At 61.4% G+C, this 25,034-nt stretch carries 19 protein-coding genes; 9 read left to right on the top strand and 10 right to left on the bottom strand.

The window, feature by feature from the left end; all coding sequences use genetic code 11:
- The first annotated feature begins 43 nt into the window (after positions 1–43).
- The 3 genes from CK910_RS14190 to maiA all read left to right on the top strand — a co-directional run bounded on the left by CK910_RS14190 (position 44) and on the right by maiA (position 2,920).
- Positions 44–1,201 (top strand): homogentisate 1,2-dioxygenase, encoded by a 1,158-nt coding sequence (locus tag CK910_RS14190; RefSeq protein WP_098983742.1) that lies wholly within the window; start codon positions 44–46, stop codon positions 1,199–1,201.
- 8 nt (positions 1,202–1,209) lie between these two features.
- Complete coding sequence (locus CK910_RS14195) at positions 1,210–2,208, top strand: fumarylacetoacetate hydrolase family protein (RefSeq protein WP_098983743.1); 999 nt, start codon at positions 1,210–1,212, stop codon at positions 2,206–2,208.
- 73 nt (positions 2,209–2,281) lie between these two features.
- Positions 2,282–2,920: a maleylacetoacetate isomerase gene (maiA, locus tag CK910_RS14200; RefSeq protein WP_052159089.1), complete on the top strand. Its 639-nt coding sequence runs from the start codon at positions 2,282–2,284 to the stop codon at positions 2,918–2,920.
- Between the two features lie 83 nt (positions 2,921–3,003).
- Here maiA and CK910_RS14205 read toward each other — a convergent pair whose 3' ends face one another.
- Together CK910_RS14205 and CK910_RS14210 are read right to left on the bottom strand one after the other, a co-directional pair.
- Positions 3,004–3,627, bottom strand: a complete 624-nt coding sequence (locus CK910_RS14205) for a glutathione S-transferase family protein (protein ID WP_098983745.1) — start codon at positions 3,625–3,627, stop codon at positions 3,004–3,006.
- A 61-nt stretch (positions 3,628–3,688) separates the two neighbouring features.
- Complete coding sequence (locus tag CK910_RS14210; protein ID WP_098983746.1) at positions 3,689–4,189, bottom strand: thioredoxin family protein; 501 nt, start codon at positions 4,187–4,189, stop codon at positions 3,689–3,691.
- Positions 4,190–4,939: 750 nt separating this feature from the next.
- Here CK910_RS14210 and CK910_RS14215 point away from each other — a divergent pair.
- Positions 4,940–6,436 carry a C69 family dipeptidase gene (locus CK910_RS14215; protein ID WP_098983747.1) on the top strand — a complete coding sequence of 499 codons (1,497 nt, stop codon included), beginning with the start codon at positions 4,940–4,942 and terminating at the stop codon, positions 6,434–6,436.
- A gap of 122 nt (positions 6,437–6,558) precedes the next feature.
- On the opposite strand, the gene asnB is transcribed toward CK910_RS14215, so the two are convergent.
- The 4 genes from asnB to CK910_RS14235 all read right to left on the bottom strand — a co-directional run bounded on the left by asnB (position 6,559) and on the right by CK910_RS14235 (position 11,315).
- Positions 6,559–8,223 (bottom strand): asparagine synthase B, encoded by a 1,665-nt coding sequence (gene asnB / locus CK910_RS14220; protein WP_098983748.1) that lies wholly within the window; start codon positions 8,221–8,223, stop codon positions 6,559–6,561.
- Between the two features lie 193 nt (positions 8,224–8,416).
- Positions 8,417–8,785, bottom strand: coding sequence for a cupin domain-containing protein (locus CK910_RS14225; RefSeq protein ID WP_098983749.1), 369 nt, complete (start codon positions 8,783–8,785; stop codon positions 8,417–8,419).
- Positions 8,786–8,899: 114 nt separating this feature from the next.
- Positions 8,900–10,474, bottom strand: a complete 1,575-nt coding sequence (locus CK910_RS14230) for a cation:proton antiporter family protein (RefSeq protein ID WP_098983750.1) — start codon at positions 10,472–10,474, stop codon at positions 8,900–8,902.
- A gap of 91 nt (positions 10,475–10,565) precedes the next feature.
- Positions 10,566–11,315, bottom strand: a complete 750-nt coding sequence (locus tag CK910_RS14235) for an HAD-IIA family hydrolase (protein WP_043139434.1) — start codon at positions 11,313–11,315, stop codon at positions 10,566–10,568.
- A gap of 214 nt (positions 11,316–11,529) precedes the next feature.
- On the opposite strand from CK910_RS14235, the gene CK910_RS14240 reads away from it, so the two are divergent.
- Positions 11,530–12,549: an adenosine deaminase gene (locus CK910_RS14240; RefSeq protein WP_098983751.1), complete on the top strand. Its 1,020-nt coding sequence runs from the start codon at positions 11,530–11,532 to the stop codon at positions 12,547–12,549.
- A 108-nt stretch (positions 12,550–12,657) separates the two neighbouring features.
- On the opposite strand, the gene CK910_RS14245 is transcribed toward CK910_RS14240, so the two are convergent.
- The 3 genes from CK910_RS14245 to CK910_RS14255 all read right to left on the bottom strand — a co-directional run bounded on the left by CK910_RS14245 (position 12,658) and on the right by CK910_RS14255 (position 16,813).
- Complete coding sequence (locus CK910_RS14245) at positions 12,658–13,779, bottom strand: alkene reductase (protein ID WP_098983752.1); 1,122 nt, start codon at positions 13,777–13,779, stop codon at positions 12,658–12,660.
- Between the two features lie 259 nt (positions 13,780–14,038).
- The gene (locus tag CK910_RS14250) at positions 14,039–15,574 is read right to left on the bottom strand and encodes a TerC family protein (protein WP_098983753.1); all 1,536 of its coding nucleotides are present in this window, start codon (positions 15,572–15,574) and stop codon (positions 14,039–14,041) included.
- Between the two features lie 312 nt (positions 15,575–15,886).
- Positions 15,887–16,813: a cation diffusion facilitator family transporter gene (locus CK910_RS14255; protein WP_098983754.1), complete on the bottom strand. Its 927-nt coding sequence runs from the start codon at positions 16,811–16,813 to the stop codon at positions 15,887–15,889.
- A gap of 169 nt (positions 16,814–16,982) precedes the next feature.
- On the opposite strand from CK910_RS14255, the gene ydiJ reads away from it, so the two are divergent.
- The 4 genes from ydiJ to CK910_RS14275 all read left to right on the top strand — a co-directional run bounded on the left by ydiJ (position 16,983) and on the right by CK910_RS14275 (position 23,173).
- On the top strand, positions 16,983–20,039 hold the full coding sequence (ydiJ, locus tag CK910_RS14260; protein ID WP_172955318.1) for a D-2-hydroxyglutarate dehydrogenase YdiJ: 3,057 nt from the start codon (positions 16,983–16,985) through the stop codon (positions 20,037–20,039).
- Complete coding sequence (locus tag CK910_RS14265) at positions 20,039–20,527, top strand: hypothetical protein (protein WP_098983756.1); 489 nt, start codon at positions 20,039–20,041, stop codon at positions 20,525–20,527. The genes ydiJ and CK910_RS14265 overlap by 1 nt, the downstream gene beginning before the upstream one ends.
- Before the next feature lie 122 nt (positions 20,528–20,649).
- Positions 20,650–21,111 (top strand): hotdog fold thioesterase, encoded by a 462-nt coding sequence (locus CK910_RS14270; protein ID WP_098983757.1) that lies wholly within the window; start codon positions 20,650–20,652, stop codon positions 21,109–21,111.
- Positions 21,112–21,292: 181 nt separating this feature from the next.
- Complete coding sequence (locus CK910_RS14275) at positions 21,293–23,173, top strand: DEAD/DEAH box helicase (protein ID WP_098983758.1); 1,881 nt, start codon at positions 21,293–21,295, stop codon at positions 23,171–23,173.
- A gap of 400 nt (positions 23,174–23,573) precedes the next feature.
- Here CK910_RS14275 and CK910_RS14280 read toward each other — a convergent pair whose 3' ends face one another.
- On the bottom strand, positions 23,574–24,896 hold the full coding sequence (locus tag CK910_RS14280; protein WP_043141290.1) for a Na+/H+ antiporter family protein: 1,323 nt from the start codon (positions 24,894–24,896) through the stop codon (positions 23,574–23,576).
- Positions 24,897–25,034 lie beyond the last annotated feature (138 nt).

Consider the following 25,034-nt stretch of genomic DNA (forward strand, 5'->3'; position numbering starts at 1 on the left):
CGACTTCATCGAACCGTGCTCCACTCATGCGAGGTATTTGGCGATGCGTAACTGGATAAGTTTTCCCCATCGGGAGGGGACCCACTCCCGCCAGGCTCATGCCGATCTGCCGGAGCAGGCCATCTACGAGCGTGAACTGGGGCGGGCCGGTTTCTTCGGCCCCGCCACCCACATGCACCACAAGCACGCTCCCACCGACTGGACCAACTGGGAGGGGCCGCTGCGGCCGAGGGCGTTTGACTTGAACGGTCTGCAGGAGGAGGTGAGCTCGCTCTCTCCCTGGGTGATGCCGGATATTCTGCACAATGCCCACTGCCGCTACCGGATGTGGCGCCTGCAGGAGGCGATGCCGTTTCTGGTGCGCAACGCCGACGGCGACGAGCTGCTGTTCATCCACGAGGGGAGCGGGGAGTTCTACTGCGACTACGGCCACCTGACCTTGCGGGACGGCGACTATGTGGTGATCCCCCGTGGCACCATGTGGCGCATCGAACCCACGGCGCCCCTGTTCATCCTGATGATAGAGGCGACCAACGACAGCTATCAGCTGCCGGACAAGGGGCTGGTGGGCAATCACGCCATCTTCGATCCGGCGGCGCTGGATGTACCCGCCATAGACCCGGCCTTTTTGGCCCAGCAGGATGAAAATCCCTGGTCGCTGCAGGTCAAGCGCCACAACCAGGTCTCCGTCATCACCTGGCCCTTCAACCCGCTGGATGCGCTGGGCTGGCACGGGGACTTGTGCGTGGTGCGACTCAACTGGCGCGACATTCGCCCGCTGATGAGCCACCGCTACCACTTGCCGCCCTCGGCCCACTCCACCTTCGTGGCGAGCCGGTTCGTCGTCTGCACCTTCGTGCCGCGCCCCATAGAGAGCGACCCCGGCGCCCTCAAGGTGCCCTTCTATCACAGCAATGACGACTACGACGAGGTGCTTTTCTACCACGCCGGGGACTTCTTCAGCCGGGACAATATCGAGCGGGGCATGGTCACCTTCCACCCAGCCGGTTTCACCCATGGCCCCCATCCCAAGGCGTTTGCGGCGGGGCAGGCCTATGCCAAGAAGTTCACCGATGAGGTGGCCGTGATGCTGGATACCCGCGATGCGCTCAATGTTGGCGGCCTGTGCGAAGGGGTGGAGAACCCGCGCTACGTCAGCAGCTGGCAGCGCCCGGACCTCATGACTGCTAACGGCAAATAAGGATTTTTATGAAACTTGCAACCTTGAACAACGGCAAGCGCGATGGCGCCCTGGTAGTGGTCAGTCGGGATTTGAGCCGTGCGGTGCGGGTGGCGTCCATCGCCCCCACCCTGCAGGCGGCCCTCGATGAGTGGGCCGAGACCGAGCCCAAGCTGGCCGCTGTCTATCAGACCCTCAACGATGGCTCCTGTGCCGATGCCTTCCCGTTTGATGAGAGTGAATGCCTCTCGCCCTTGCCCCGTGCCTACCAGTGGGCCGACGGCAGCGCCTACGTCAACCATGTGGAGCTGGTGCGCAAGGCCCGCGGCGCCGAGATGCCGGAAAGCTTCTGGCACGATCCCCTGATCTACCAGGGCGGCTCGGATTGCTTCCTGGCACCTCGCGGCCCAATCGTCATGGGTTCCGAGGAGTGGGGTATCGATTTCGAGTCGGAGGTGGCCATCATCACGGACGACGTGCCCATGGGGACGAGCCCGCAGGCGGCGGCCGCCCACGTCAAGCTGCTGATGCTGGTGAACGACGTGAGCCTGCGCAACCTGATCCCGGGCGAGCTTGCCAAGGGCTTTGGCTTCTTCCAGTCCAAACCGTCGAGCGCCTTCTCGCCGGTGGCCATCACCCCGGACGAGCTGGGGAGCGACTGGCAGGAGGGCAAGGTGCATCTGCCGCTGGAAACTTATCTCAACGGCGCCCTGTTTGGTGCCCCCAATGCCGGGGTGGACATGACCTTCAACTTCCACGAGCTGGTCGCCCACGCCGCCAAAACCCGGCCGCTCGGGGCGGGCTGCATCATAGGCTCGGGGACAGTCTCCAACTATGACCGCAGTGCCGGATCCTCCTGCCTCGCCGAGCTGCGCATGTTGGAAATTATCGAGTCAGGTCAAGCCACTACACCCTTTCTGCGCTTTGGTGATACAGTGTCCATCGCGATGCAGGATCGCAACGGGATGAGTCTGTTTGGCACCATTTTGCAAAAAGTCACGCAACAGGATGTCAGCCAGATGACGTGAAGGAGCCAGTGCGGGCACAGGGCCGACTGGTGAACGGCAGGTGCCCTTGCACCTGCCAACACAGGGACAGATTATGTTGCAGTTGTTTGGATATTGGCGTTCATCGGCAAGCTATCGGGTGCGGATCGTGATGCAGCTCAAGGGGCTCGATTACGAGCATCACCCAGTCAACCTGCGGCAGGGCGAGCAGCGCGAGAAGGCCTATCATCGCATCAACCCCCAGGGGCTGGTGCCCTTCCTCATCGACGGGGATGTGCAGTTCGGGCAGTCGGTTGCCATCATGGAGTACCTCGACGAGACCTATCCCGCCTATCCGCTGATGCCCTCGGCCGCCCAGGCGCGAGCCAGGGTGCGTCAGATAGTCAACATGATCGCCTGCGACACGCACCCGCTCGACAACCTGCGGGTGCTCAACTATCTGGAGCAGGAGCTGGGGCTGGGCAAGGCGCAGCGTGATGCCTGGTATCGCCACTGGATTGACGAGACCTTCAGGGTGCTCGAACCCTTGTTGATGACCACGGCAGGCGTCTATTGCGTCGGCAACGAGGTGACCCTGGCCGACTGCATGCTGGTGCCCCAGGTCTACAACGCCCGTCGCTACGACATGACTCTGGATGAGTACCCCACCATCGCCCGCATCGTCGCCAACTGCGAGCAACTGCAGGCCTTTATCAAGGCCGCCCCAGAGCAGCAGCCGGATGCGCAGGTCTGATATTGTGCATGCGGGTTGGGCTGCATGACACAGGCCCAACCCGCACTGCTCAACGCTGTTGTCCCCCTCCCGCTCGATTCACCTCATGGCGTCCCGTTGCATCCATACAGGCGAAAGCCGGGCCGTTCACTCAATCGCTGGTAGTAGTCATTCACTGCCTGCAGTGGTGGCCGGTCAAACGGTGTTTCCAGCCAGCGGTTGACCGACAGGCCGATGGGAATATCCGCGAGCGAGAAGCGGCGCCCAGCCACATAAGCACCGGTTGCCTGGAGATGCCGATCCAGGATCTGCATGTATCTGGACCAATCCGCACATCCCGCGCTGAGTGCCCGGCTGTCCTGATGCAAGGGCGAATGCCTGACCCGCGACAGGAATGCGTAGCGCCAGGCGGCGTTCAAATCCGATGCTTGCCAATCGATCCATTGATCGACCATGGCCCTCGCGCGTGCCTCGACTGGATAGAGAGCGGCTTCACCATAGCGCGCCGCCAGGTAGCGGATGATGGTATTTGATTCCCACAGTGTGAAGTCGCCATCCTGAATGACAGGCACCATGGCGTTCGGGTTCATTGCCAGGAATTCGGGGGTATCCGTAGGCTTGAAGCCTGTTCCCCACTCCTCCAGCTCGAAAGGGAGACCCGTCTCGGCGCAGGTCCACAGCACCTTGCGCACATTGATTGACGAGGCCTTGCCCAATATCCGTATCATCTCTTCGTCCTTGTGTGGTGAGTCTGGGCTTATCCATGACAGGATTTCATCGATTGGCGGGTCAGCTGCGGGCCGTCTTGGGCTGGAAGAAGGCGATAAACTTGCCGAATTTCGCCTCGTCGTAGCTCTTTCCCTTCTCCAGCAGCCCGGTGTTGAAAGACTCCAGCAGCTTGCCTTTGGCATCCAGCACGTAGAAGTGGGGCACCCCAAGATACTCGGGGTAGCGTTTTAGGAAGGGCTCGTTCTTGTTCGCCTTGCTGACGTTCACCTTGACCACCACGAAGGTCTGGTTGAACTGGCTGGCAAGGGCTGGCTCCCGGTCCAGGAAGTGGTTCATCTCCTGGCACCAGCTGCACCACTCACCGCCTACCAGCAGCAACACCTTCTTGCCCTCGCTCTGCGCCTTGGCGGTGGCGGCGGCCAGATCCTGCGCCGGATCCCGCCGCTCGTCATACCCCTGGCTGTAATCGGGCAGTGTGCTGGCCCAGAGATGGCCGGCGCTGTACGCCTCGCCATGGAACAGGGCCGTGCCCAGCAGCAGCGGCAATAGCAGTCGCTTCATCCTTTTCTCCTTGTGTTGTTGTTCGTTGCTTCCAAGCCGCAACAATGTGACACGAGCGAACCCCTTCGCCAAGCGGCAAGAGTGGCAGGGCATATGCGAAAAATGGGAATGATGGGTCAGAAAGGTGCCTTTGTCGGTGTGGCCGTGTTGGCCGCTGGCTGCTTCAGGGAATGAAATGAGGAGAGTGGAATACAGCTCCCGTCCCTTGGGATATTGATGCGGGAAAATGGCGAATAATACGCGGCCGTCATGTGCGCGCTGGTATTCAGTGCCATGGGACATAATACCCGTCACGCTGGCGATAAAGGTGGATTTCATATCTCTGTATATTTGACCGAACCCATATATAAAATATTGTTTTGCTGAGGTTCCATCTGTGTTGGTGATACAGCTGTGGTTCAGCTCACTCCTTGGCGAGCGCCGGGAAGTGTCATGCTTGCGCTGTGTTGGTTGTGCATATCGATACTTTAAATTGATATTTAATATTTTTTTGGTGTTTTGAGCCTGTTATCACGTTTGTGATAGTCGATAAAACCTAACATCGTCGCACCCATAATAGATGCGAACCGGTTGCGTATCGAGAATTAACCTTCCTTTGAAAATTGTCATGGGCATCAACAGTTAGCGGCATTGATAACCCGTCGACATGGCGCATGGCATTCAGGTTTATCGAGCGTGTCACCCTGTCAGCTATATCCATCACTAGATGGGAAGGGGCATTTCACGTTTATTTTGCAACAAGGAGATATCATGCATTCCTTCAAGAAGTGCGTCGTCGCACTCTCCATCAACCTTGCTCTCTTCTCGTCGGCGTTCGCCTGTACCACCTTGCTGGTCGGCAGCGAGGCCAGCGCCGATGGCTCCATGATGGTGGCCCGCAGCGCCGACAGCGATGCGCTGAAAGCCCAGCATTTCGTGATCCATCCGGCGAAACAGGGGCAGAGCGGTGTGCACAGTTCCAAAGCCCACAACGGCGCCAATGATTTCAGCTATCCCCTGCCGAAAAACTCCCTGCGTTACACCACTGTGCCGAACTGGAAGACCCAGCTGCACGGCGCAACAGGCTTCAACGAGAAAGGCGTCGGGGTGAGCGGCACCGAATCCATTTTCGCTTCACCCGAGGCGCTCGCCTTCGATCCCTATGTCGAGGACAAGGGCATCACCGAGGATGATATTCCCGATGTGCTGCTTTCGCGCGCCACCTCGGCCCGCGAGGCGGTCGCCCTGCTGGGCAACATCATAGAGACCCTGGGGGCGGGGGAGGGGTTTGGCGTCGCCGTGGTGGATGACAACGAGCTCTGGTATCTGGAGACAGCCACCGGTCACCACTGGATGGCGCAGCGCCTGCCCAAGGACCAGTATTTTGCTTCTGGCAATCAGGGTCGCCTGCAGCAGTACGATCCCAAGAGTGCCGACATGATGGGCTCGAAAAATCTGGTCGAGTTTGCCACCGAAAAGGGGCTCTACCAGCCACAAAGGGATGGGAAGTTCAATTTCTCGAAAGCCTATACCCGTGACGACGAGCGGGATCGCACCTATAACGATCCCCGGGTCTGGACCATACAGCAGATGTTCAACCCCTCGCTCAAGCAGGCGGTGGAGGCCGGTCGCCAGTTTCCGATCACCCTGACCCCCGAGAAGAAAATGACCCTGGATGAGGTCAAGGCGGTGCTGCGCAATCACTATGACGGCACCGAGCACGATCCTTACGGCAAAGGGTTGAATGGCCAGGAGCCGTGGCGCCCCATCAGCGTATTTCGCACCTACGAGGCCCATGTGATGCAGGTGCGCCCCTGGATGCCGCGCGAGGTGGGGGAGGTGACCTATGTGGGCCTCGGCATGGCGGACTTGACCGCCTTCGTTCCCTATTACAGCGGTCTGGAGGCCTATCCAGCCCACTATGCCCTGGGCAGCGACAAGGCGGACAGCGACTCCATCTACTGGAAATATCGCAAACTGCAGACCCTGGTGATGACGGATTACCCCAAGCTGGCGCCCATGGTGAAGCAGGCTTACCAGAGCTGGGAGGCGAAGATCGCCAACGAGCAGAAAGAGATGGAAGCCAGCTATCTGAAAACGGTCAAAGCAGACAAGGCCGCCGCCAACCGTATGCTCAACGACTTCAATCTGCGGGTGATGAAGGATGCGGAAGCACTGACCGACGATCTGACCAACCAGGTCTTCACCGTCCGCACTCAGGATATTCAGGCCGATATCTTCTTTGCCAACAAGGCGAAAAAGGATTGATGTCGCTCAACGCGGCAACATCGGCCAGCTGAGCTGACGAGCGCCATCGCCATGGCCAAAAAATAAAGCCCCTCGCGAGGGGCTTTGTTGTTGGCTGGTTGGCCAGGATATCCGTCAGCGGATCAGTAACTCTGCTGGTGGACGTCCATCACGGCGCGACCGGAGGGGTCTGCCATCTCCTTGAACTTGGCATCCCACTCAAGAGCAGTCGGAGTGGAGCAGGCGACCGACTTGCCGTAGGGCACGGTACGGGCGGCGGACTCCAGCGGGAAGTGCTCGTCGAAGATGGCGCGGTAGTAGTAGGCCTCCTTGGTGAGCGGTGTGTTGACGGGGAAGCGGAACGCCGCCGCCTCAAACATCTGATCCGTCACTTCGGTCTCGACCATGGCCTTGAGGCTGTCGATCCAGGAGTAGCCCACGCCGTCGGAGAACTGCTCCTTCTGGCGCCAGGCCACCTCGTGGGGCAACAGCTCCTCGAAGGCTTCCCGCAGTATGTGCTTCTCGATCTTGCCGTTGCCGCACATCTTGTCGGCAGGGTTGAGGCGCATCGCCACGTCCATGAACTCCTTGTCGAGGAAGGGCACGCGACCCTCCACGCCCCAGGCGGCCATGGACTTGTTGGCCCGCAGGCAGTCATAGAGATGCAGGGAGGCGAGCTTGCGCACGTTCTCCTCGTGGAACTCTTTGGCGTTCGGCGCCTTGTGGAAGTAGAGGTAGCCGCCGAACAGCTCGTCCGAGCCCTCGCCCGACAGCACCATCTTGATCCCCATCGCCTTGATGTAACGGGCCATCAGGTACATGGGGGTGGAGGCGCGGATGGTGGTGACGTCATAGGTCTCGAGGTGATAGATGACGTCGCGCAGGGCATCCAGCCCTTCTTGCACGGTGAAGTGGATCTGGTGGTGGATGGTGCCGAGGTGATCGGCCACCTTGCGGGCGGCGGCGAGATCCGGCGAGCCTTCCAGGCCGACTGCGAAGGAGTGCAGCTGGGGCCACCAGGCTTCGCTCTTGCCATCGTCTTCCACCCGGCGGGCGGCATAGATCTTGGTGATGGCGGAGATGACGGACGAATCCAGCCCGCCGGAGAGCAACACGCCATAGGGCACGTCACACATCAGCTGGCGCTTGACCGCCGCTTCCAGCGCGGCTTTCAGTTCAGCCCGGTCGCTGACCTTGTGCTCGACCGCGCCGTACTCCATCCAGTCACGCTTGTACCACTGTTTGAGCTCGCCATCCTTGCTCCACAGGTAATGTCCCGGCGGGAAGGTTTCGACGCTCTTGCACACGGGCACCAGGGCTTTCATCTCGGAGGCGACATAGAAGTTGCCGTGCTCGTCGCGACCGGTATAAAGGGGGATGATCCCCATGTGGTCACGACCAATCAGGTAGGCATCCTGCTCTGCGTCATAGAGGATGAAGGCGAAGATGCCGTTGAGATCGTCCAAAAAGGCGGGGCCCTTCTCCTTGTAGAGGGCCAGCAGCACCTCGCAATCAGAGTGGGTCTGGAACTTGAAGTCGACCTTGAGGTTCTTCTCGAGTTCCTTGTGGTTGTAGATCTCGCCGTTGACGGCCAATACGTGAGTGCGCTCCGGGTTGTAGAGCGGCTGGGCGCCATTGCCCGGATCGACGATGGCCAGGCGCTCGTGCACCAGTATGGCTTTGTCTGTGCTGTAGACGCCGGACCAGTCAGGACCGCGGTGACGCAATCGCTTGGACATCTCCAGGGCCGATTTGCGCAAGGCTGCTGCATCGGATTTGATGTCCAGAATGCCGAAAATAGAACACATTGGCGGTAATCCTCTTGATTTTTATAGGAGCCCCCCACGAACGGGCTCGAAATTCCATTTACATTCCTCGCCAATCACAATGCCTAGCGCAAAAACCTTTTGCAAGCGGGAAAACCGCACAAAATCATGCCGCAAACGTCAAGTCGACGGGGGCATCAAGCGGCGGGTTCCGAGGGGCGACTTGACGCGCGCGTCAAGCGGTGGCGGGCTCGAAGATCACATAGAGCTTGCGACAGGGGGTGAGTGTCTCCCACTGCCCGACAAAGCCTGCCGGAATAATGAACTGATCCCCTGGTTTGAGGGCAAGCTGGCCGCCCTGACTGTCGTGGATCACCACATCCCCTTCCTGCAGCTGGCAATACTCGTGCTCCGTGTAGTGGATGGCCCAGCGGCCGGGTTCGCAGGCCCAGAAGCCCACGTGAAACTGCTGGCTCGGATCCGAGTAGTGGTTCCAGACAGTTTGCGCCGGGTTGCCCGCTTTAATGCGCTCGGGGGCGGGTATCAGCGGGGCGGGGGCGGCCTGGTGGCTGCTGAGCAGGATCCAGTCGTTGAGGGTCTTCATGGTGCCTCCTTGGCAAGGATATAAAAGCGGGACCATACTGGTCCCGCGTTTGTTCGTTTTATTAAACACAGTTGTGCATAACGTAAACGATACGTCTCACCTTGCCAAGCGTCGTCAGCGTGGCTGCAACCGCTTGATGACGTGGCGGGCGAAGCCGCTGCCCGCCTCGTCGTAGACGTTGAACACAGCATCCACCCCCTGTTCGCGCAGGGAGGCTATGTCATCCTCGAAGCGTACTATGGCCGCTATCTTGCCGCCAAAGCCGTGGCTGCGCAGCTTCTCGATGGCGTAGAGATTGCCCGAGTGGTGGGGCATGGCCAGCAGCACCAGGTTGACCTGGTTGGAGAGCAGTACCTTGTCCCAGAAGTCGGTATCGGTGGCGTCTCCCTCGATGACGTTCATCCCCTGGGCGCGCAGGGTGGGCAGCTTCTCGCTGTCGTTCTCCACCCCGAGGATCACTGTGCCGTACTTGTTCTCCAGCTCGAAGTAGGCGCCCTGGCCGATGCGGCCCATGCCGAGGATGATCACCTCGGCATCGCCGAGTTCGATGGGCCTGTCCTCCGGGTGCAGGGTGTTGGCCTGGATCCCGCGCAGCCAGCTGCCGAGTCTGTGGTAGATCCGCTCGCTCTGGCTGTTGAGCGGTGCCGAGATCATGAAGCTTGCCGCCAGCGCCAGTGAAAGGGCGACCAGCCACTCGTGGGAGATCCACCCCGCCTTGGCGGCGATGGCGGCCACGATCAGGCCAAACTCCGAGAAGTTGGTGAGCGCCAGGGTGGAGAGCAGGGCGGTACGCACCCGCAGGTGGGCACCGCTGTAGACCAGGTAGTAGAGCGCGCTCTTGAGCGGCAGCGCCAGCACCAGTGCCAGCGCCAGCAGCATGGTATCGTGGGTCGGCAGGCCGTTGAGACCTATGGTCAGGAAGAAGCAGACGAGGAAGAGGTCTTTGAGGTTGAACAGCGCCTTGGCCAGCCCGGCGGCGGCCGGGTGCGAGGCCAGCATCATGCCGATGATGAGCGCCCCCAGATCGGGCTTGAGCCCCACCACCTCAAAACCGGCGGCGCCCACCACCAGCGCCAGGAAGATCCCGAACAGCACCTGCAGCTCGCCGTGGCCGGCCCGCTCCAGGAGTTTGAACAGCAAGGGGCGCAGCAGCGGCAAACCGAGCACCCAGAGCGCCCAGATGCTGGGCCACTGGCCGCTGGAAAACGCCAGAAAGGCCACCGCGAACACATCCTGCATAACCAGCACCCCGATGGCGAGCCGGGCGTAGAGGGCATTCATGTCGCTGCGATCCTCCAGCACCTTGACCGCAAAGACGGTGCTGGAGAAGGAGAGGGCAAAGCCGAGCAGCAGCGCCAGCTTCCAGTCCAGCGACAGGGCCAGCGCGAGCCCCAGCCCCTTGCACACCAGCAGAACCACGGCAAACAGCAGGGTGGAGCAGAGCAGATGGACGCTGGTGGTGCCCCACACATCGCGCCGCATCAGGGTCTTGACGTTGAGCTTGAGACCTATGGTGAACAGCAGCAGGGTGACCCCGAGATCGGCGACCTCGTTCAGTGCCAAGGTGTTGTGATAGCCCATGCCGTTGAGGAGGAAGCCGGCGGCCAGAAAGCCCAGCAGGGGTGGCAACCCTATGAGGTTGACCAGCATGCCGCACCCGAAGGCCACGGCGATCATCATTGGTTCCATTTCGCGTCCTTCGGGGGCTGCGGGTCAGCCCCGGCTAGATGCTGGTGACGGCCTGACGACGGGCATGGCGGCGCCATGCCCGGGCCGGCGATCAGACGATGTCTATGTCCACGACCGAGTCGAAGATGTGGTTCGGGCGAAACGGCATGCGATCGATATCCGCCACCTTGCTCACCCCGGAGAGCACCAGCACGGTTTCGAGACCGGCCTGGAAGCCAGCCAGAATATCGGTGCGCAGGTTGTCGCCTATGATGACGGTGTCATCGGAGTGGGCCTCCATCCGGTTGAGCGCCGCCCGTATGATCCAGGCGCTCGGTTTGCCCACGTAGAAGGGCTTCTTGCCGGTCATCCGTTCTATGGGGGCGCAGAGGGCGCCGCAGGCCGGGTGCATCATGGGGCCGTGGGTATCCGGGTTGGTGGCGATGAAGCGGGCCCCCTGATCGACGAACTTGGCCCCCAGCTGCATCATGGTCCAGTTGTAGTTGCGGGTCTCGCCCACCACCACGAAGTCGGGGTCTATGTCGGTGATGGTGAAGCCGGCCTTGTAGAGCTCGTGGGTCAGGGCCCCCTCGCCAATCACATAGGCCTTCTTGCCATCCTGGCGTTTGAGAAAATCGGCGGTGCCCATGGCGGAGGTGTAGAAGCACTCTTCCGGCACCTCGATCCCGGCGGAGCGGAAGCGGTTTTGCAGATCTTTCTGGGTCTGGGCCGGGTAGTTGGTGAGGAACAACAGCTTGCTGCCCTGCTCCAGCAGGCGATGGACGAAGCGGTCGGCACCGGGCACCAGATCGTTGTTGTGCAGTATGACGCCGTCGATGTCACAGATGACACTTTTCTTCATGGGGACTCCTTGTGTAGGCGCAAGAGGCGGCGGAAAGTTGCGCCAACTCTTAATATCTTCAATCAGTTATGTTGTTTTTGTGACGCCATTATAAGTCTGTTTGATGACAAGTCTCCCCCACAATCAGAGATAGGTGCACAATGAGCAGAAGAGGGGAGGGATCCGCTCTGCGAGTGGCAGATCCCGCGGTCTGTGTGTTGATGGAGCCATCATCATGGATAACTTTATTGCCGGTTTGCCCAAGCTGGAGTTGCACCTGCATATTGAAGGAACGCTCGAGCCCGAGCTGATGTTTGCCCTGGCCAAACGCAACGGGGTGGCCCTGCCCTGGCCCGATGTGGAGAGCGTGCGCGCCGCCTATGATTTTGACTGCCTGCAAACCTTCCTCGATCTCTACTACCTGGGCGCCAGCGTGCTCGTCACCGAGCAGGATTTCTTCGACCTCACCTGGGCCTATCTGGAACGTTGCGCCGCCGACAAGGTGGTGCATGTGGAGATCTTCTTCGACCCCCAGACGCATACCGCCCGCGGCGTGCCCTTTGCCATCGTGCTTGGCGGGATCGAACGCGCGCTGCAGGCGGGGGAGCGGGAGTTGGGCATCAGCTGGCGCCTTATCATGAGCTTTCTGCGCCACCTGAGCGAAGAGGCCGCCTTCGCCACCCTGGCTGAGGCGATGCCGTTCCTCGGCCGCATTCACGGTATCGGCCTCGACTCGGGGGAGAAGGGCAATCCGCCCAGCAAGTTTGCCCGGGTGTTTGCCCGCTGCCGCGAGCTGGGGCTGCCGGTGGTGGCCCACGCGGGTGAAGAGGGGCCCGCCGAGTACATCTGGCAGGCCATCAATGAGTTGCAGGTGCGGCGCATCGATCACGGGGTGCGCTCGGCAGAGGATCCCGAACTGTTGCGCTATCTGGCCGATACCCGGCTGCCGCTCACCGTCTGCCCCCTCTCCAACACCCGGCTCAAGGTGTTTGACCGCATGGCCCATCACAATGTGCTCACCCTGCTGGAGCAGGGGCTCTGCGTCACCATCAACTCCGACGATCCCGCCTACTTCGGCGGTTACATGGCGGCGAACTTCCACGCCCTGGCCCATGATCTTGGCGCCAGCATGAATCAGCTCTGCCGCTTGTCGCTCAATGCCGTCGAGGCGAGCTGGCTCAGCCTGGCGGACAAGGCACGGCTCACCCGGGAGATCAGGAGTTACGCCGCCTGTTACGGGGTCGCCCTCTATTAGTCTCGTGCGGCCGGTTGCGTCGGCGACACAAAACAGCAGGCCCGCCAGTGATGGCGGGCCTGCTGCGTTTCGACAGGCTGATGTGCCGACAGGGGCCGCTGGCCGGTATCAGGCCGATTGCGGCTCGGTGGCCTCTTGATAGGTCGGGTAGTCGGTCAGCCCCTGTTCGCCACCACCAAACAGGGTGGCCGGATCGTGGGGGGCGAACGGGTAGCCGTGGCGCAGCCGGTTCGGCAGATCCGGGTTGGCCACGAAGGGGCGACCAAAGCCAATCATGTCGGCCCAACCGGCCTGGAGGGCGGCCCGTGCTCGCTCGCCATCGTATTTGCCCGCATAGATGAGGGTGTTGGGGAAGGCGTCCCGCAGCCCCTGCTTGAAGTTTTCCGGCATCAGGGGGGCATCGTCCCAGTCCGCCTCGGCGATGTGCAGGTAGACGACATCAAGCTCCCCCAGCAAGCGGGCGGCGGCCAGATAGGTCTGCTGCGGGTTGGCATCCACTGTGCCGTTGAGGGTGGTGAGCGGCGCGAGGCGCACCCCGACGCGGTCTGCTCCGATTTCGGCACTGACCGCCTCTGTCACCTCTTTCAGGAAGCGCAGGCGATTTTCCAGCGAGCCGCCGTAGTTGTCGGTGCGGGTGTTGGACTCGGAGTCCAGGAACTGGTTGATGAGGTAGCCGTTGGCGGCGTGCAGCTCTATGCCGTCGAAGCCGGCCAGCATGGCGTTGCGGGCTGCCTGGCGGAACTGGCCCACCACTGCATCTATGTCTTGCTGGGTCATGGCGCGCGGGGTGACCGTTTCCACGAAGCCGGGTGCATCGCTGCCGTTATCGACGAACACCCTGACGCCCACGGCCTTGATGGCCGACGACGAGATGGGCTGGGCGCCGCCCAGGTTGTCGGTATGGGTGACCCGGCCCACGTGCCAGAGCTGGGCGAAGATGGTGCCGCCCTTGGCGTGTACCGCGTCTGTCACCCCCTTCCAGCCGGCCACTTGCTCGGCGCTGTGGATCCCCGGCGTCCAGGCATAGCCTTTGCCCATGGGGTCTACCTGGGTGCCTTCGCTGATGATGAGGCCCGCCTCGGCGCGCTGGGCGTAATAGGTGGCCATCATGGCATTGGCCACATCACCGGGTTGGCTGGCGCGGGAGCGGGTCATGGGGGGCATGACGATACGGTTGTTAAGGTGCAACTGGCCCAGACGCAGCGGGCAGAACAGGTGATCGTGGCTCATCTTGAGTTCCTCATGGTGGGAGTGAGGCCACTCTAGCCCTGCGGCTTGCTGTGAAAAAGGGGGGTAATTGCAGAAAAGAATTGCAGTAATGGCATCAATCCATCGGCACAGGGTCTGGATGGCGTTCGCTGGCTCGCCAGCGGGCAGCTGAGGGACTGGGAGGGGAAGATCTGGCTGCGGTGTCGTGCAATAAAAAGTGCAACAAACAGCGCCATAAAAAGAGGGCCTGCTCGGCCCTCCTTGTTCATGTGACCGGGGCTCAGGTCCCCAGCGGCATGACCCGTACCCGTTCGATACGGCGCTCGCTCACCTCGACCACCTCGAAGCAGAGCTGCTGCAGTTGCAACTGCTGGCCCGGGGTGGGCAAGGAGCCGAAGTGGGAGAGCAGCATGCCCGCCAGGGTCACGTATTCGTCGCTCTCGCTCACCAGCCCCTCGTGTTCCAGCACCTGTTCCACATGGTGGATGTTGGTGCTGCCGTTGATGAGCCAGCCTTCCCCGTCGCGCACCATGTCCGGGGTTTCGTCCTCGTCCGGCAGTTCGCCGACGATGGCCTCCAGCAGATCGTGCGTGGTGACCAGCCCCTGGATGACGCCAAACTCGTCGGAGACCAGGATCAGGCTGCCCTTGGCCTGGCGCAGCTCCGCCAGCAGCCGGATCACGTTGATGGTCTGCGGCACTATGATGGGGTCGTTCTGCTTGGCCAGCTCGCTCAACGGTTGCCCCTCGTTGAGGGCAAACAGCAGATCCCGCGCCTTGACCACGCCTATGATCTCGTCCAGATCGCCGTCACAGACCGGGAACAGGCTGTGAGGCTCTTGTTGCAGCAGGGCGCGGATCTCCTCGGGCGAGTCGTTGACGTCGATCCAGGCCATGTCGGAGCGCGGCGTCATTATGGTGCGGATGGAGCGCTCGGCCAGCGACAAGACCCCGGTCACCATGTAACGCTCCTCCTCGCCAAAGCTCAGCGGTGCAGGTGCCGGCGCATCCAGATCATCGTCCGGTCTGTCCTGATATGCCTTGCTGCCCATCAGCTTGAAGATGGCGGCCGTGGTGCGCTCGCGCAGGGGCTGCTTGGCCTCGTGGCGCTCGGCGCTGCGCTGGGAGAGCTGGTTGAAGAACTCGATCAGCACCGAGAAGCCGATGGCCGCGTAGAGGTAGCCCTTGGGAATATGGAAGCCAAACCCTTCCGCCACCAGGCTGAAGCCGATCATCAACAGGAAGCTCAGGCAGAGCACCACCACGGTCGGGTGGGCGTTGACGAACTGGGTCAGGGGCTTGGAGGCGAGCACCATCACCAGCATGGCGATGGTCACGGCCGCCATCATGACGCCCAGGTGTTCCACCATGCCCACCGCAGTGATGATGGAATCCAGCGAGAAGACGGCATCCAGCACCAGGATCTGCGCCACCACAACACCGAAACTGGCGTAGACGCCGCTGTGGCCGCCGGACTCGGGGTTGGCCTCAAGCCGCTCGTGCAGCTCTGTGGTGGCCTTGAACAGCAGGAACAAGCCGCCGCCCATCAGGATGAGATCCCGACCGGAGAAGACGAGCTCGCCGAGCTGAAGAATGGGGGCGGTCAGGGTCACCAGCCACGACATCACGGCCAGCAGGCCCAGACGCATCAGCAGGGCCAGCGACAGGCCTATGATGCGGGCCTTGTCCCGCTGGGCGGGGGGCAGTTTTTTCACCAGGATGGCGATGAAGACCAGGTTGTCGATCCCCAGCACGATTTCCAGAATGATCAGGGTAAACAGACCCACCCAGATGTGGGGATCCAGCAGCAATTCCATGTAATGACCTCAATAAAAAAACAGACAGAGCGGGTGTCAGTGACGGCGAACAATGGCCGTGGGAGCACGAAACTTGGGTGTTTTCAGAGGCGCTGGTGGAGCAATAACAGATACATTTTGACAGGGAGAAACGAAGGGCAACTTCGGGGATTGTCCATGATGGGCAATAAAACCTCGGGTTAAAAATGAGCCCTGATGATAGCGGGAATCGGCGCGTTGGCAAGCGCAGGGCGATTAATTTGACAAGCACAGAGCGATCAAGATGTGAGGACGCAGGGGGAGGCGACCGGGTCGCACTCCCCCGACCGGTCTTTACAACCAGCGCTTCTCGCGGGTGAAGCAGACCGAGAGCCAGGCATCCCCCAGGGTATCGCCGAGGCGGGACCAGAGCTCCTGGCGCAGGGCATCCTGGCGCTCTATGGGCCACTCCTGCCCCGGCGCCACCAGAATGTTCAATTCCAGATCGAAGCGGCGGCCGCTTTTCGCCAGATGGCTGTAGCACTCGATGCCATGGCGCAGGCGCAGGGCCTCGATCTCCTGCTCAACTTGCCGGGGCACATCGCCCTTGGGGGCTATCTTCAACACCTCCCGCAGGTTGCGACCCAGTACCTTGATGGGGATCAGGGTGGCGCACAGCGCCAGCAGGGTGACCAGCACGGGATCTATGTAGCGGTTGTAGTGGCCGTAGCCGAGGGCGTCGAGCCCGATGGCCACCACGAAACCGATCAGCAGGGTGGCGCTGAGCAGGGTATCCACCAGCCACTCCTTGGAGTCGACCCGCACCAGCTCGGAGTCAATCTGCTCGGCGACCCGGGCTTCGATGCGATAGATGATGGCGCAGAAGAAGGTGCAGACGGCGGCGTAGATGAGGGCGTGGCCGAGATCGATCTCCCGGCCTCCCGCCAGCAGGGAGGTGATGCCGCTGTAGAAGGCGCCGAGGCAGAGCAGCAGAATGATGGCGCCGTTGATGACGTTGGTGATGGGCTCGAAGTGGGCGTAGCCGTACTGGAAGCGATCATCGGAGGGGCGGGTAACGAGATAGGCTGTGATGAGCCCGAGCCCCGTCATGCCCATGCTGAACAGGGTGAAGATGCCATCGAGCATGATGGCGTTGGAGCCGACGAACAGGCCATAGCCGATGCCGAAGATGGCAAAGGTGATGCAACCGAACAGCGACAGGGTCAGCGCCTGTTTTTCGGTGCGGATCAGCGTACTGATAACATGGCTGTAATGAGCCATAAAAGTCCTCCTTTCAAATGGTGAAGATTGCGCGCGCAAGCGGTTTTCTAGCTGATATACTGCCCGCTCACATGTGAGCGGACTGGTTCGGGGGCCCGCGAAGAGGCTGGCCCGAACGGTCGTTGTCGCCGGAGTACCGGCATCAAGCAAAGGATGGGAACAAGGATTCATGATCCCGAGACTCGATTACCAGGACAGTTTGTCACCCGCAACCCTGCAGTTTCTTGAGTTGCTAGAGCGCAGCGCATTTCGTGGTGATATCGAAAAGTCTTATGCAAGCCGGTTGGCGATGGCGACGGATAACAGCGTCTATCAGGTTGTACCTCAGGCGGTTCTCTATCCGCGCAGTGCGGACGATATTGCGGTGATGCTCAAGCTGGCCCAGGGGCCCGAGTACGCAACCTTGAGTTTCTTCCCTCGCGGCGGCGGTACCGGCACCAATGGTCAATCCTTGGGCGGCGGCATTATCGTCGATCTCTCGCGCCATATGAACCAGATCATGGAAATTAATCTGGAAGAGGGCTGGGTGCGGGCCCAGGCCGGGGTGGTGAAAGACCAGCTCAACGCCTATCTCAAACCCCACGGTTACTTCTTCTCGCCGGATCTCTCCACCTCCAACCGCGCCACCCTGGGGGGCATGGTCAACACAGATGCCTCTGGGCAGGGGTCGCTGGTCTACGGCAAGACCTCGGATCACGTGCTTGGCCTGAAAGCAGTGCTGGAGAACGGCGACATCATGGCGACCGAGCCGGTCAATGGCGCGCGTCTCGCCGACAAGCTGGCGCTTGAGAGCCGGGAGGGGGATATCTATCGCACCCTCTATCGCATCGGCAAGGAACGGCGCGCTGACATAGAGGCGACCTTCCCCAAGCTCAACCGCTTTCTGACCGGTTACGATCTCAAGCATCTTTATATCCCCGAGACCGACACCCTGGACGTCAGTCGGGTGCTGTGCGGCTCGGAAGGATCCCTGGGCTTCATCACAGAAGCCAGACTCAACATCACGGCCATTCCGCGCTACCGCACCCTGGTCAACGTCAAGTACGACAGCTTCCCGTCAGCCCTCAGGAATGCCCCCTTTATGGTGGAGGCGCAGGCCCTGTCGGTGGAGACGGTGGACTCACGGGTGCTGGGGCTGGCTCGCGCCGACATCATCTGGCATTCGGTCAAGGCCTTCATTGAGGACGTGCCCGGCAAGGATCTGCAGGGGCTCAACATCGTCGAGTTTGCCGACACCGACGAGGGCGAGCACCAAGCCAAGGTGGCCGAGCTGTGCCGCCGTATCGACGATCTGTTGGCGCGTGGCGAGGCGGGCATCATCGGCTATCAGGTGTGCAACCACCTGGCCAGCATCGAGACCATCTACGCCATGCGCAAGAAGTCGGTAGGGCTGCTTGGCAACGCCGAGGGACGCAAGAAGCCGGTGGCCTTCACCGAAGACACGGCCGTGCCGCCGGAATCCCTGGCGGACTTCATCATGGAATTTCGCGCCCTGCTCGATGGCCACGGCCTCGACTACGGCATGTTTGGTCACGTCGATGCGGGCGTGCTGCACGTGCGCCCGGCGCTGGACTTGTGCGATCCCGAGCAGGAGGTGCTGCTGCGGCGCATCTCGGATCAGGTGGTGGCGCTCACCGCCAAATATGGCGGCCTGATGTGGGGCGAGCACGGCAAGGGTTTTCGCTCCGAATACAGCCCCGCCTTCTTCGGCGAGTTGTGGGAGGAGTTGCAGCGGGTGAAGGGAGCTTTCGACCCCGCTAACCGCATCAACCCGGGCAAGATCTGCATGCCTTATGGCAGTGGGGCCGAACTGGTGTCGGTGGATGGGCCCAAGCGCGGCAAGTTTGACCGCCAGATCCCGATTGCGGTGCGGGAAAGCTATACCCGCGCCATGGATTGCAACGGCAACGGTCTCTGTTTCACCTTCGAAACAGATTCTCCCATGTGCCCCTCGGTCAAGATCAGCCGCGACCGTCGCCACTCGCCGAAAGGCCGGGCCGGGTTGATGCGCGAATGGCTGCGCCAGCTGGCACAGCAGGGCTTCGATCCCCTGGCCGAGGAGGTGGCGCTGCAAAGTGGCGGTCTGCGCTTCAAGAGCATTGTCGACAAGTTTCGCAACACCCTGGCCCGCGCCCGCGGCCAGTATGACTTCTCCCACGAGGTGATGGAGGCGATGGAAGGCTGCCTGGCGTGCAAGGCCTGCACCAGCCAGTGCCCCATCAAGGTGGATGTGCCCACCTTCCGCGCCCGTTTCATGCAGCTTTATCACAGCCGCTACCTGCGGGGCCCCAAGGATTACTTCGTCGGCACCGTCGAAAGCTATGCCCCCCTGCTGGCCAAGGCGCCGAAACTGGTCAACTTCTTCCTGGAAAAAGAGTGGGCCCAGAAGGCGACCGAGAAGAGCATCGGCATGGTGGACGTGCCCCTGCTCTCGGTGCCGACCCTGGCCGAATCCCTGCATGACAACAAGGCGCGCTATTTCGACCTGCCGGGCCTCGAAGCCATGAGCCCGGAGCAGCGTGCCAACGTGGTGCTCATAGTGCAGGATCCCTTCACCAGTTATTACGACGCCCCCGTGGTGCGGGACTTGGTGAAGCTTGCCAGCAAGCTTGGGCTGCAACCCTATCTGCTGCCATTCAAGCCCAACGGCAAGCCCCAGCACGTGAAGGGATTCCTGCGTGCCTTTGCCCGCACCGCGGCCAACAGTGCCCAGTTCCTCAACAAGATAGCGGCGCTGGGCATTCCCATGGTGGGGGTCGATCCTTCACTGGTGCTCTGCTATCGGGACGAGTATGCCAAGGCCCTGGGTTCGGCCCGTGGCGACTTCCAGGTGCTGCTGCCCCAGGAGTGGCTGCTCTCTTTACCCGCTCCTGAGAGCAGGGTGAGCGAGGGTGAGCAGGCCGAGCCCTGGTATCTGTTTGCCCACTGCACCGAGAAGACCGCCAAGCCCTCGACCCACGGCGACTGGGGCACCTTGTTCCAGCGTTTTGGGGCCCGCTTGCAGCCTGTGTCTGTGGGCTGCTGCGGCATGGCCGGCACCTATGGTCACGACGCCAAACAGGTGGAAAATTCCAAGGGGATCTACGGGCTTAGCTGGGCAGAGCCGCTTTCCCGCCTGCCCAAAGATCGCTGTCTGGCCACAGGTTACTCGTGCCGCAGCCAGGTCAAGCGGATGGAGGGGGAGAAACTCAAGCATCCGCTGCAGGCCCTGCTGGAACTGCTCTGATGCTGACGCTGCCCAAGCGATTTCGGGTGCCGCAAGCCTTTCGGCACCCGCACTTCCTGCTGTTGCCTGTCGCCCAGAGTCAGGCTGTGGTGGAGTTTGTGGCCATGCAGCGCGAGCGGGAGCAGCTGCATCAGTTGTTTCGCCCGGATGACGTCTGGCCCTCTGCCCAGTTCAGTCTGAGCCAGCACGAGGGGGATCTGGAGTGGCAGCGCTCCGAGTTTCTGGCCAAGCGCTCGTTCGCCTATGGCCTCTGGAGCCCGGATCGGGAGCCGCAATTTTGGGGCGGGGTCTATCTCTACCCCTCGCTCCTGCCGGAGGTGGCGGTGGAGCTCTTCTTCTGGAAGCTGGCCGAGGCCCCCCTCACCGAAGCCGAGCTGGAAGCCGAGCTGCGGCTCTGGCTGGGCAAGGTGTGGCACTGGCCCGAACCCTGCCTGCCGGGGCGGGAGCAGCCCTGGGCCGAGTGGCCCGGCGTGACCTATCCCTGGTGAGAGTCCGGCATCAGGAGCTGGCTTGGCAAGATGCCCCCTGATAGGGGCATCTTCTTTTCCAGCCCTTTTTCGCCGACACTGCTCATGTATAACCTGTTGATCACACAAGGAGTCTGCTCGCCATGAGTCAAGAGAACGGCGCCATCTGGCGCAAGCCCATGAGCCTGGAGGGGCTCAATGCCAGTTCCCGCAACACCCTGATGGCCCACCTCGACATCGTCTACACCGATTTTGGCCCTGACTGGCTGGCGGCCACCATGCCGGTGGATCACCGCACTCATCAGCCCCTTGGCATGCTGCACGGCGGTGCGTCCGTGGTGCTGGCGGAGACGCTGGGATCCCTGGCCGCCAACATGGCGGTGGGCGCGGACAGCTACTGCGTGGGACTGGAAGTGAATGCCAACCACCTGCGGGCCAAGCGGGAAGGGGTGGTGACGGGGCGTTGCTCGCCACTGCATCTGGGGGCAACGACTCAGGTGTGGCAGATTGAAATTCGGGACGAACGTGAGCGTTTATTGTGCACCAGTCGATTGACCATGGCGGTGCTCAAACACAAGCGGGGCAAGGACTCCAGCGAGGAGTGATCTGCAATAACGCACCATGAGTGCAAAATAAGCAAGCCATAGTCGCGAGATCCCTCTATAATTGCCAACGTCTTGAGAGGCTTATCACATTTTTCAAGACAGCAGAACAAAGTGGCGCTATAATCGCCGCCTTTTTGCTATTCCGCGGTGCTTAGCCGCCTGCCTTAATCTGGAAGAATCTATGTCTGATACCGAACAACTGCCCCTTTTTAGTGAGCTTGGACTGGCCGCGCCTGTATTGAAAGCGCTGCAGGACGTGGGCTATGAGCGCCCGTCACCGATCCAGGCCGCAGCAATTCCCCACCTGATGGCGGGACACGATCTGCTGGGGCAGGCGCAAACCGGTACAGGGAAGACCGCTGCTTTTGCCTTGCCTCTGTTGTCTCGTCTGGAAGCTGGTAACCGCAATACCCAGGTTTTGGTGCTGGCACCGACCCGTGAACTGGCGCTGCAGGTTGCCGAGGCGTGCCAACGTTACGCCAAGCACATGCCGGACTTCCATGTCCTGCCCATCTACGGTGGTTCCTCTTACGAAACCCAGACCCGCGCCCTGCGCCGTGGTGCCCAGGTTGTCGTGGGTACCCCTGGCCGTGTGATGGATCTGATCCGCCGCAAGAACCTGGACCTCTCCGGCCTGAAAGCCCTGGTTCTGGACGAAGCCGATGAAATGCTGCGTATGGGCTTCATCGACGACGTGGACTGGATCATGGAACAGTGCCCGAGCACTCGTCAGGTCGCGCTCTTCTCTGCCACCATGCCGGACCAGATCCGTCGTGTTGCCCAGAAGCACCTGAAGCAGCCGAAAGAGATCAAGATCATCACCAAGACGTCCACTGCACCGACTATCCGCCAGCGTTACTGGCAGGTAACCGGTCTGCACAAGCTGGACGCCATGACCCGTCTGCTGGAAGTCGAGCCGTACGAAGCCGTACTGGTCTTCGTGCGCACCAAGAACGCGGCCGAAGAGCTGGCTGGCAAACTGGCCGCCCGTGGTCACGCCTGTGAAGCGCTGCACGGTGACATCCCGCAGAAGCTGCGTGAGCGCACCGTCGACAAGCTGCGTCAAGGCCAGCTGGACATCCTGATCGCCACCGACGTTGTCGCCCGTGGTCTGGACGTTGAGCGCATCACTCACGTGGTGAACTACGACATTCCGTACGATACCGAATCCTACGTACACCGTATCGGCCGTACCGGCCGTGCTGGTCGCAAGGGTGAGGCCATCCTGTTTGTTGCTCCCCGTGAGCGCCGCATGCTGCGCGCCATCGAGCACGCCACTCGTCAGGCCATCGAGCCGATGAAGATGCCGAGCACCGAGGACATCAACCAGCACCGCATGACCAAGTTCAAAGAGCGCATCCGGGAAACCATGATGGGCGAAGAGCTTGAGATCTACCACAACCTGGTGAACGAGCTGATCGAAGAAGATTCTGCCGATCCGCTGGAGCTGGCTGCCGCACTGGCCAAGCTGGTGCAGGGTGACCAACCGCTGCTGCTGGATGAGTCCATCCCTGAGCCGCAGTTCAGCCCGAGCAACGATCGTGGTGGCCGTGACTTCGAACGCCGTGACGGTGGTCGTGACTTCGCCGACCGTGGTGATCGTCCTGCCCGTCGCATGCCGTCCCTCGAGCCGCGTCCGCTGAAAGACAATCCTGATGTAGAGATGGAGCGTTACCGCGTAGACGTGGGTGCCCATCACGGCGTCAAGCCGGGCCAGATCGTGGGCGCCATCGCCAACGAAGCGAACATCGAGAGCCGTTTCATCGGCAACATCGACATCGCCGATGACTTCTCCACCGTCGATCTGCCCAAGGGCATGACCGCCGACGTACTGGAAGTGATCAAGAAAGCCCGTGTTTGTCAGCGTCCGCTGATGATCACCCGCTACACCGAAGTGCCGGCCGGCAGCAACACTGCCCCCCGTCCTCCGCGCAGCGATCGTCCTTTCAACAAGGATCGCCGCCCCAGCGGTGACCGTCCGTTCAACAAGAGCGGGGAGCGCCGTGAAGGTGGCTTCAACAAGGATCGCAAGTTCGGTGGCAACAAGCGCCGCGACAGCTAAGTCCTGATAGTCTTGATAAAAAGGCCGCTCATCGAGCGGCCTTTTTGTTGCCTGTCATTTGGCTGGTCTGGGGACTGGCTCAGCTCAAGAGGCCGGGATTGTGTTGGTCAGGGAGCGCCAGCATACTGCCTCTGCCTCTGCCTCTGCCTCTGCCTCTGCCTCTGCCTCTGCCTCTGCCTCAGGGCTTGGCACGGGAGTCCTGCTGGCAGGCATCACGACGCTGCACGTTTGGCTCGGGATTGTCACCACCGACCGCTGGCTTGCCCCAACACTGGTGTCACAGACTGGAGGAAAGAGGCAGGAGGCAGAGGCTGGCTGGAGGATTGGCGCACATGACGGACAACAAAAAGGCGACCCTGAGGTCGCCTTTTGCGTGTCTGCATCTATCTTGTCCGGGGGCTCAGAGCACCATGGCGGCAATCCAGCCGAAGATGATGAGCGGTATGTTGTAGTGGATGAAGGTGGGCACCACGCTGTCCCAGATGTGGTCGTGCTGGCCGTCGGCGTTGAGGCCGGAGGTGGGGCCGAGCGTCGAGTCGGAGGCGGGAGAGCCCGCATCACCCAGCGCACCAGCCGCGCCCACCAGGGCTATGGTGGCCATGGGCGAGAAGCCGAGGTGGATGCACAGCGGTACATAGATGGTGGCTATGATGGGCACTGTGGAGAAGGAGGAGCCTATCCCCATGGTGATCAAGAGGCCGACCAGCAGCATCAGGAAGGCGGCGAGGCCTTTCTGGTCCCCGATCACCGCGGAGACGGACTGCACCAGGCTCTCCACCCCGTGGGTGGCCTTCATCACGGCGGCGAAGCCGGCGGCGGAAATCATGATGAAACCGATGAGGGACATCATGCGCACGCCCTGGGTGAAGGCGTCCTGGCTTTCGCGAAACTTGATGACGCCGCCGCAGGTGAAGATGACGAAACCGGCCAGCGCCCCCAGCACTATGCTGTTGGTCATCAGCTGCAGCCCCAGGGCCACGCCTATGGCCAGCAGGGCCACCCAGATGTGGTTGAGGTTGAGCTCCACCGCTTCCGGCTCGGCGGCCAGGATTTTTTCCAGATCATATTGGCGCGGCTTGCGGTAGCTGATGAAGACAGCGATCAAGAGACCGACGAACATGCCCAGCACAGGAATGGCCATCGCCAGCGGCAGCTGGCCGTGCTCGACCGGCACGCCGTTGTCGATCAGGTTCTTGGCCAGGATGTTGTTGAGGAAGATGCCGCCAAAACCGACCGGCAACAGCATATAGGTTGCGGTCAGGCCGAAGGTGATGACGCAGGCCACCTGACGGCGGTCGATCTGCATCTGGGCCATGACGTGCAGCAGCGGCGGGATCAGAATGGGAATGAAGGCGATGTGCACCGGGATCAGGTTCTGGGAGGAGATGGACACCGCCAGTACCGAGGTGAGCAGCAGGCTCTTGACCCAGAGGATGCGAGAGCTGCTGGCATCCTTGCCGAGCTGGCTGATCACCTTGCGGGCCAGCAGGTCGGTGATCCCGGAGCGGGAGATGGCGACCGCAAAGGCCCCCAGCATGGCATAGGAGAGGGCGATTTCGGCGCCGCCACCCAGACCACCGGTAAAGGTGCTGAGGGTCTCCTGCAGTGAGAGTCCGCCGATCAGGCCGCCGACGATGGCGCCGATGGAGAGGGAGACCACCACATTGATCCGCAGCAGGCTGAGCACCAGCATCAGCGCAACTGCGATAACAACAGGATTCATTTGATTTCCTTATAGATTGTGTTGCTGTCTGTCGTGTGAAAGGCCGTTAGTTTGCGAAAAACGTGACAAATGTCGAGTAAAAAATCAGGCAAAACGCCTGTTGGCAGCATTCCCGGCTGGGCTGGGGGAGCAAGACGG

The organism is Aeromonas sp. CA23, from assembly GCF_002587065.1.
GTDB classification, from domain to species: domain Bacteria; phylum Pseudomonadota; class Gammaproteobacteria; order Enterobacterales; family Aeromonadaceae; genus Aeromonas; species Aeromonas bestiarum.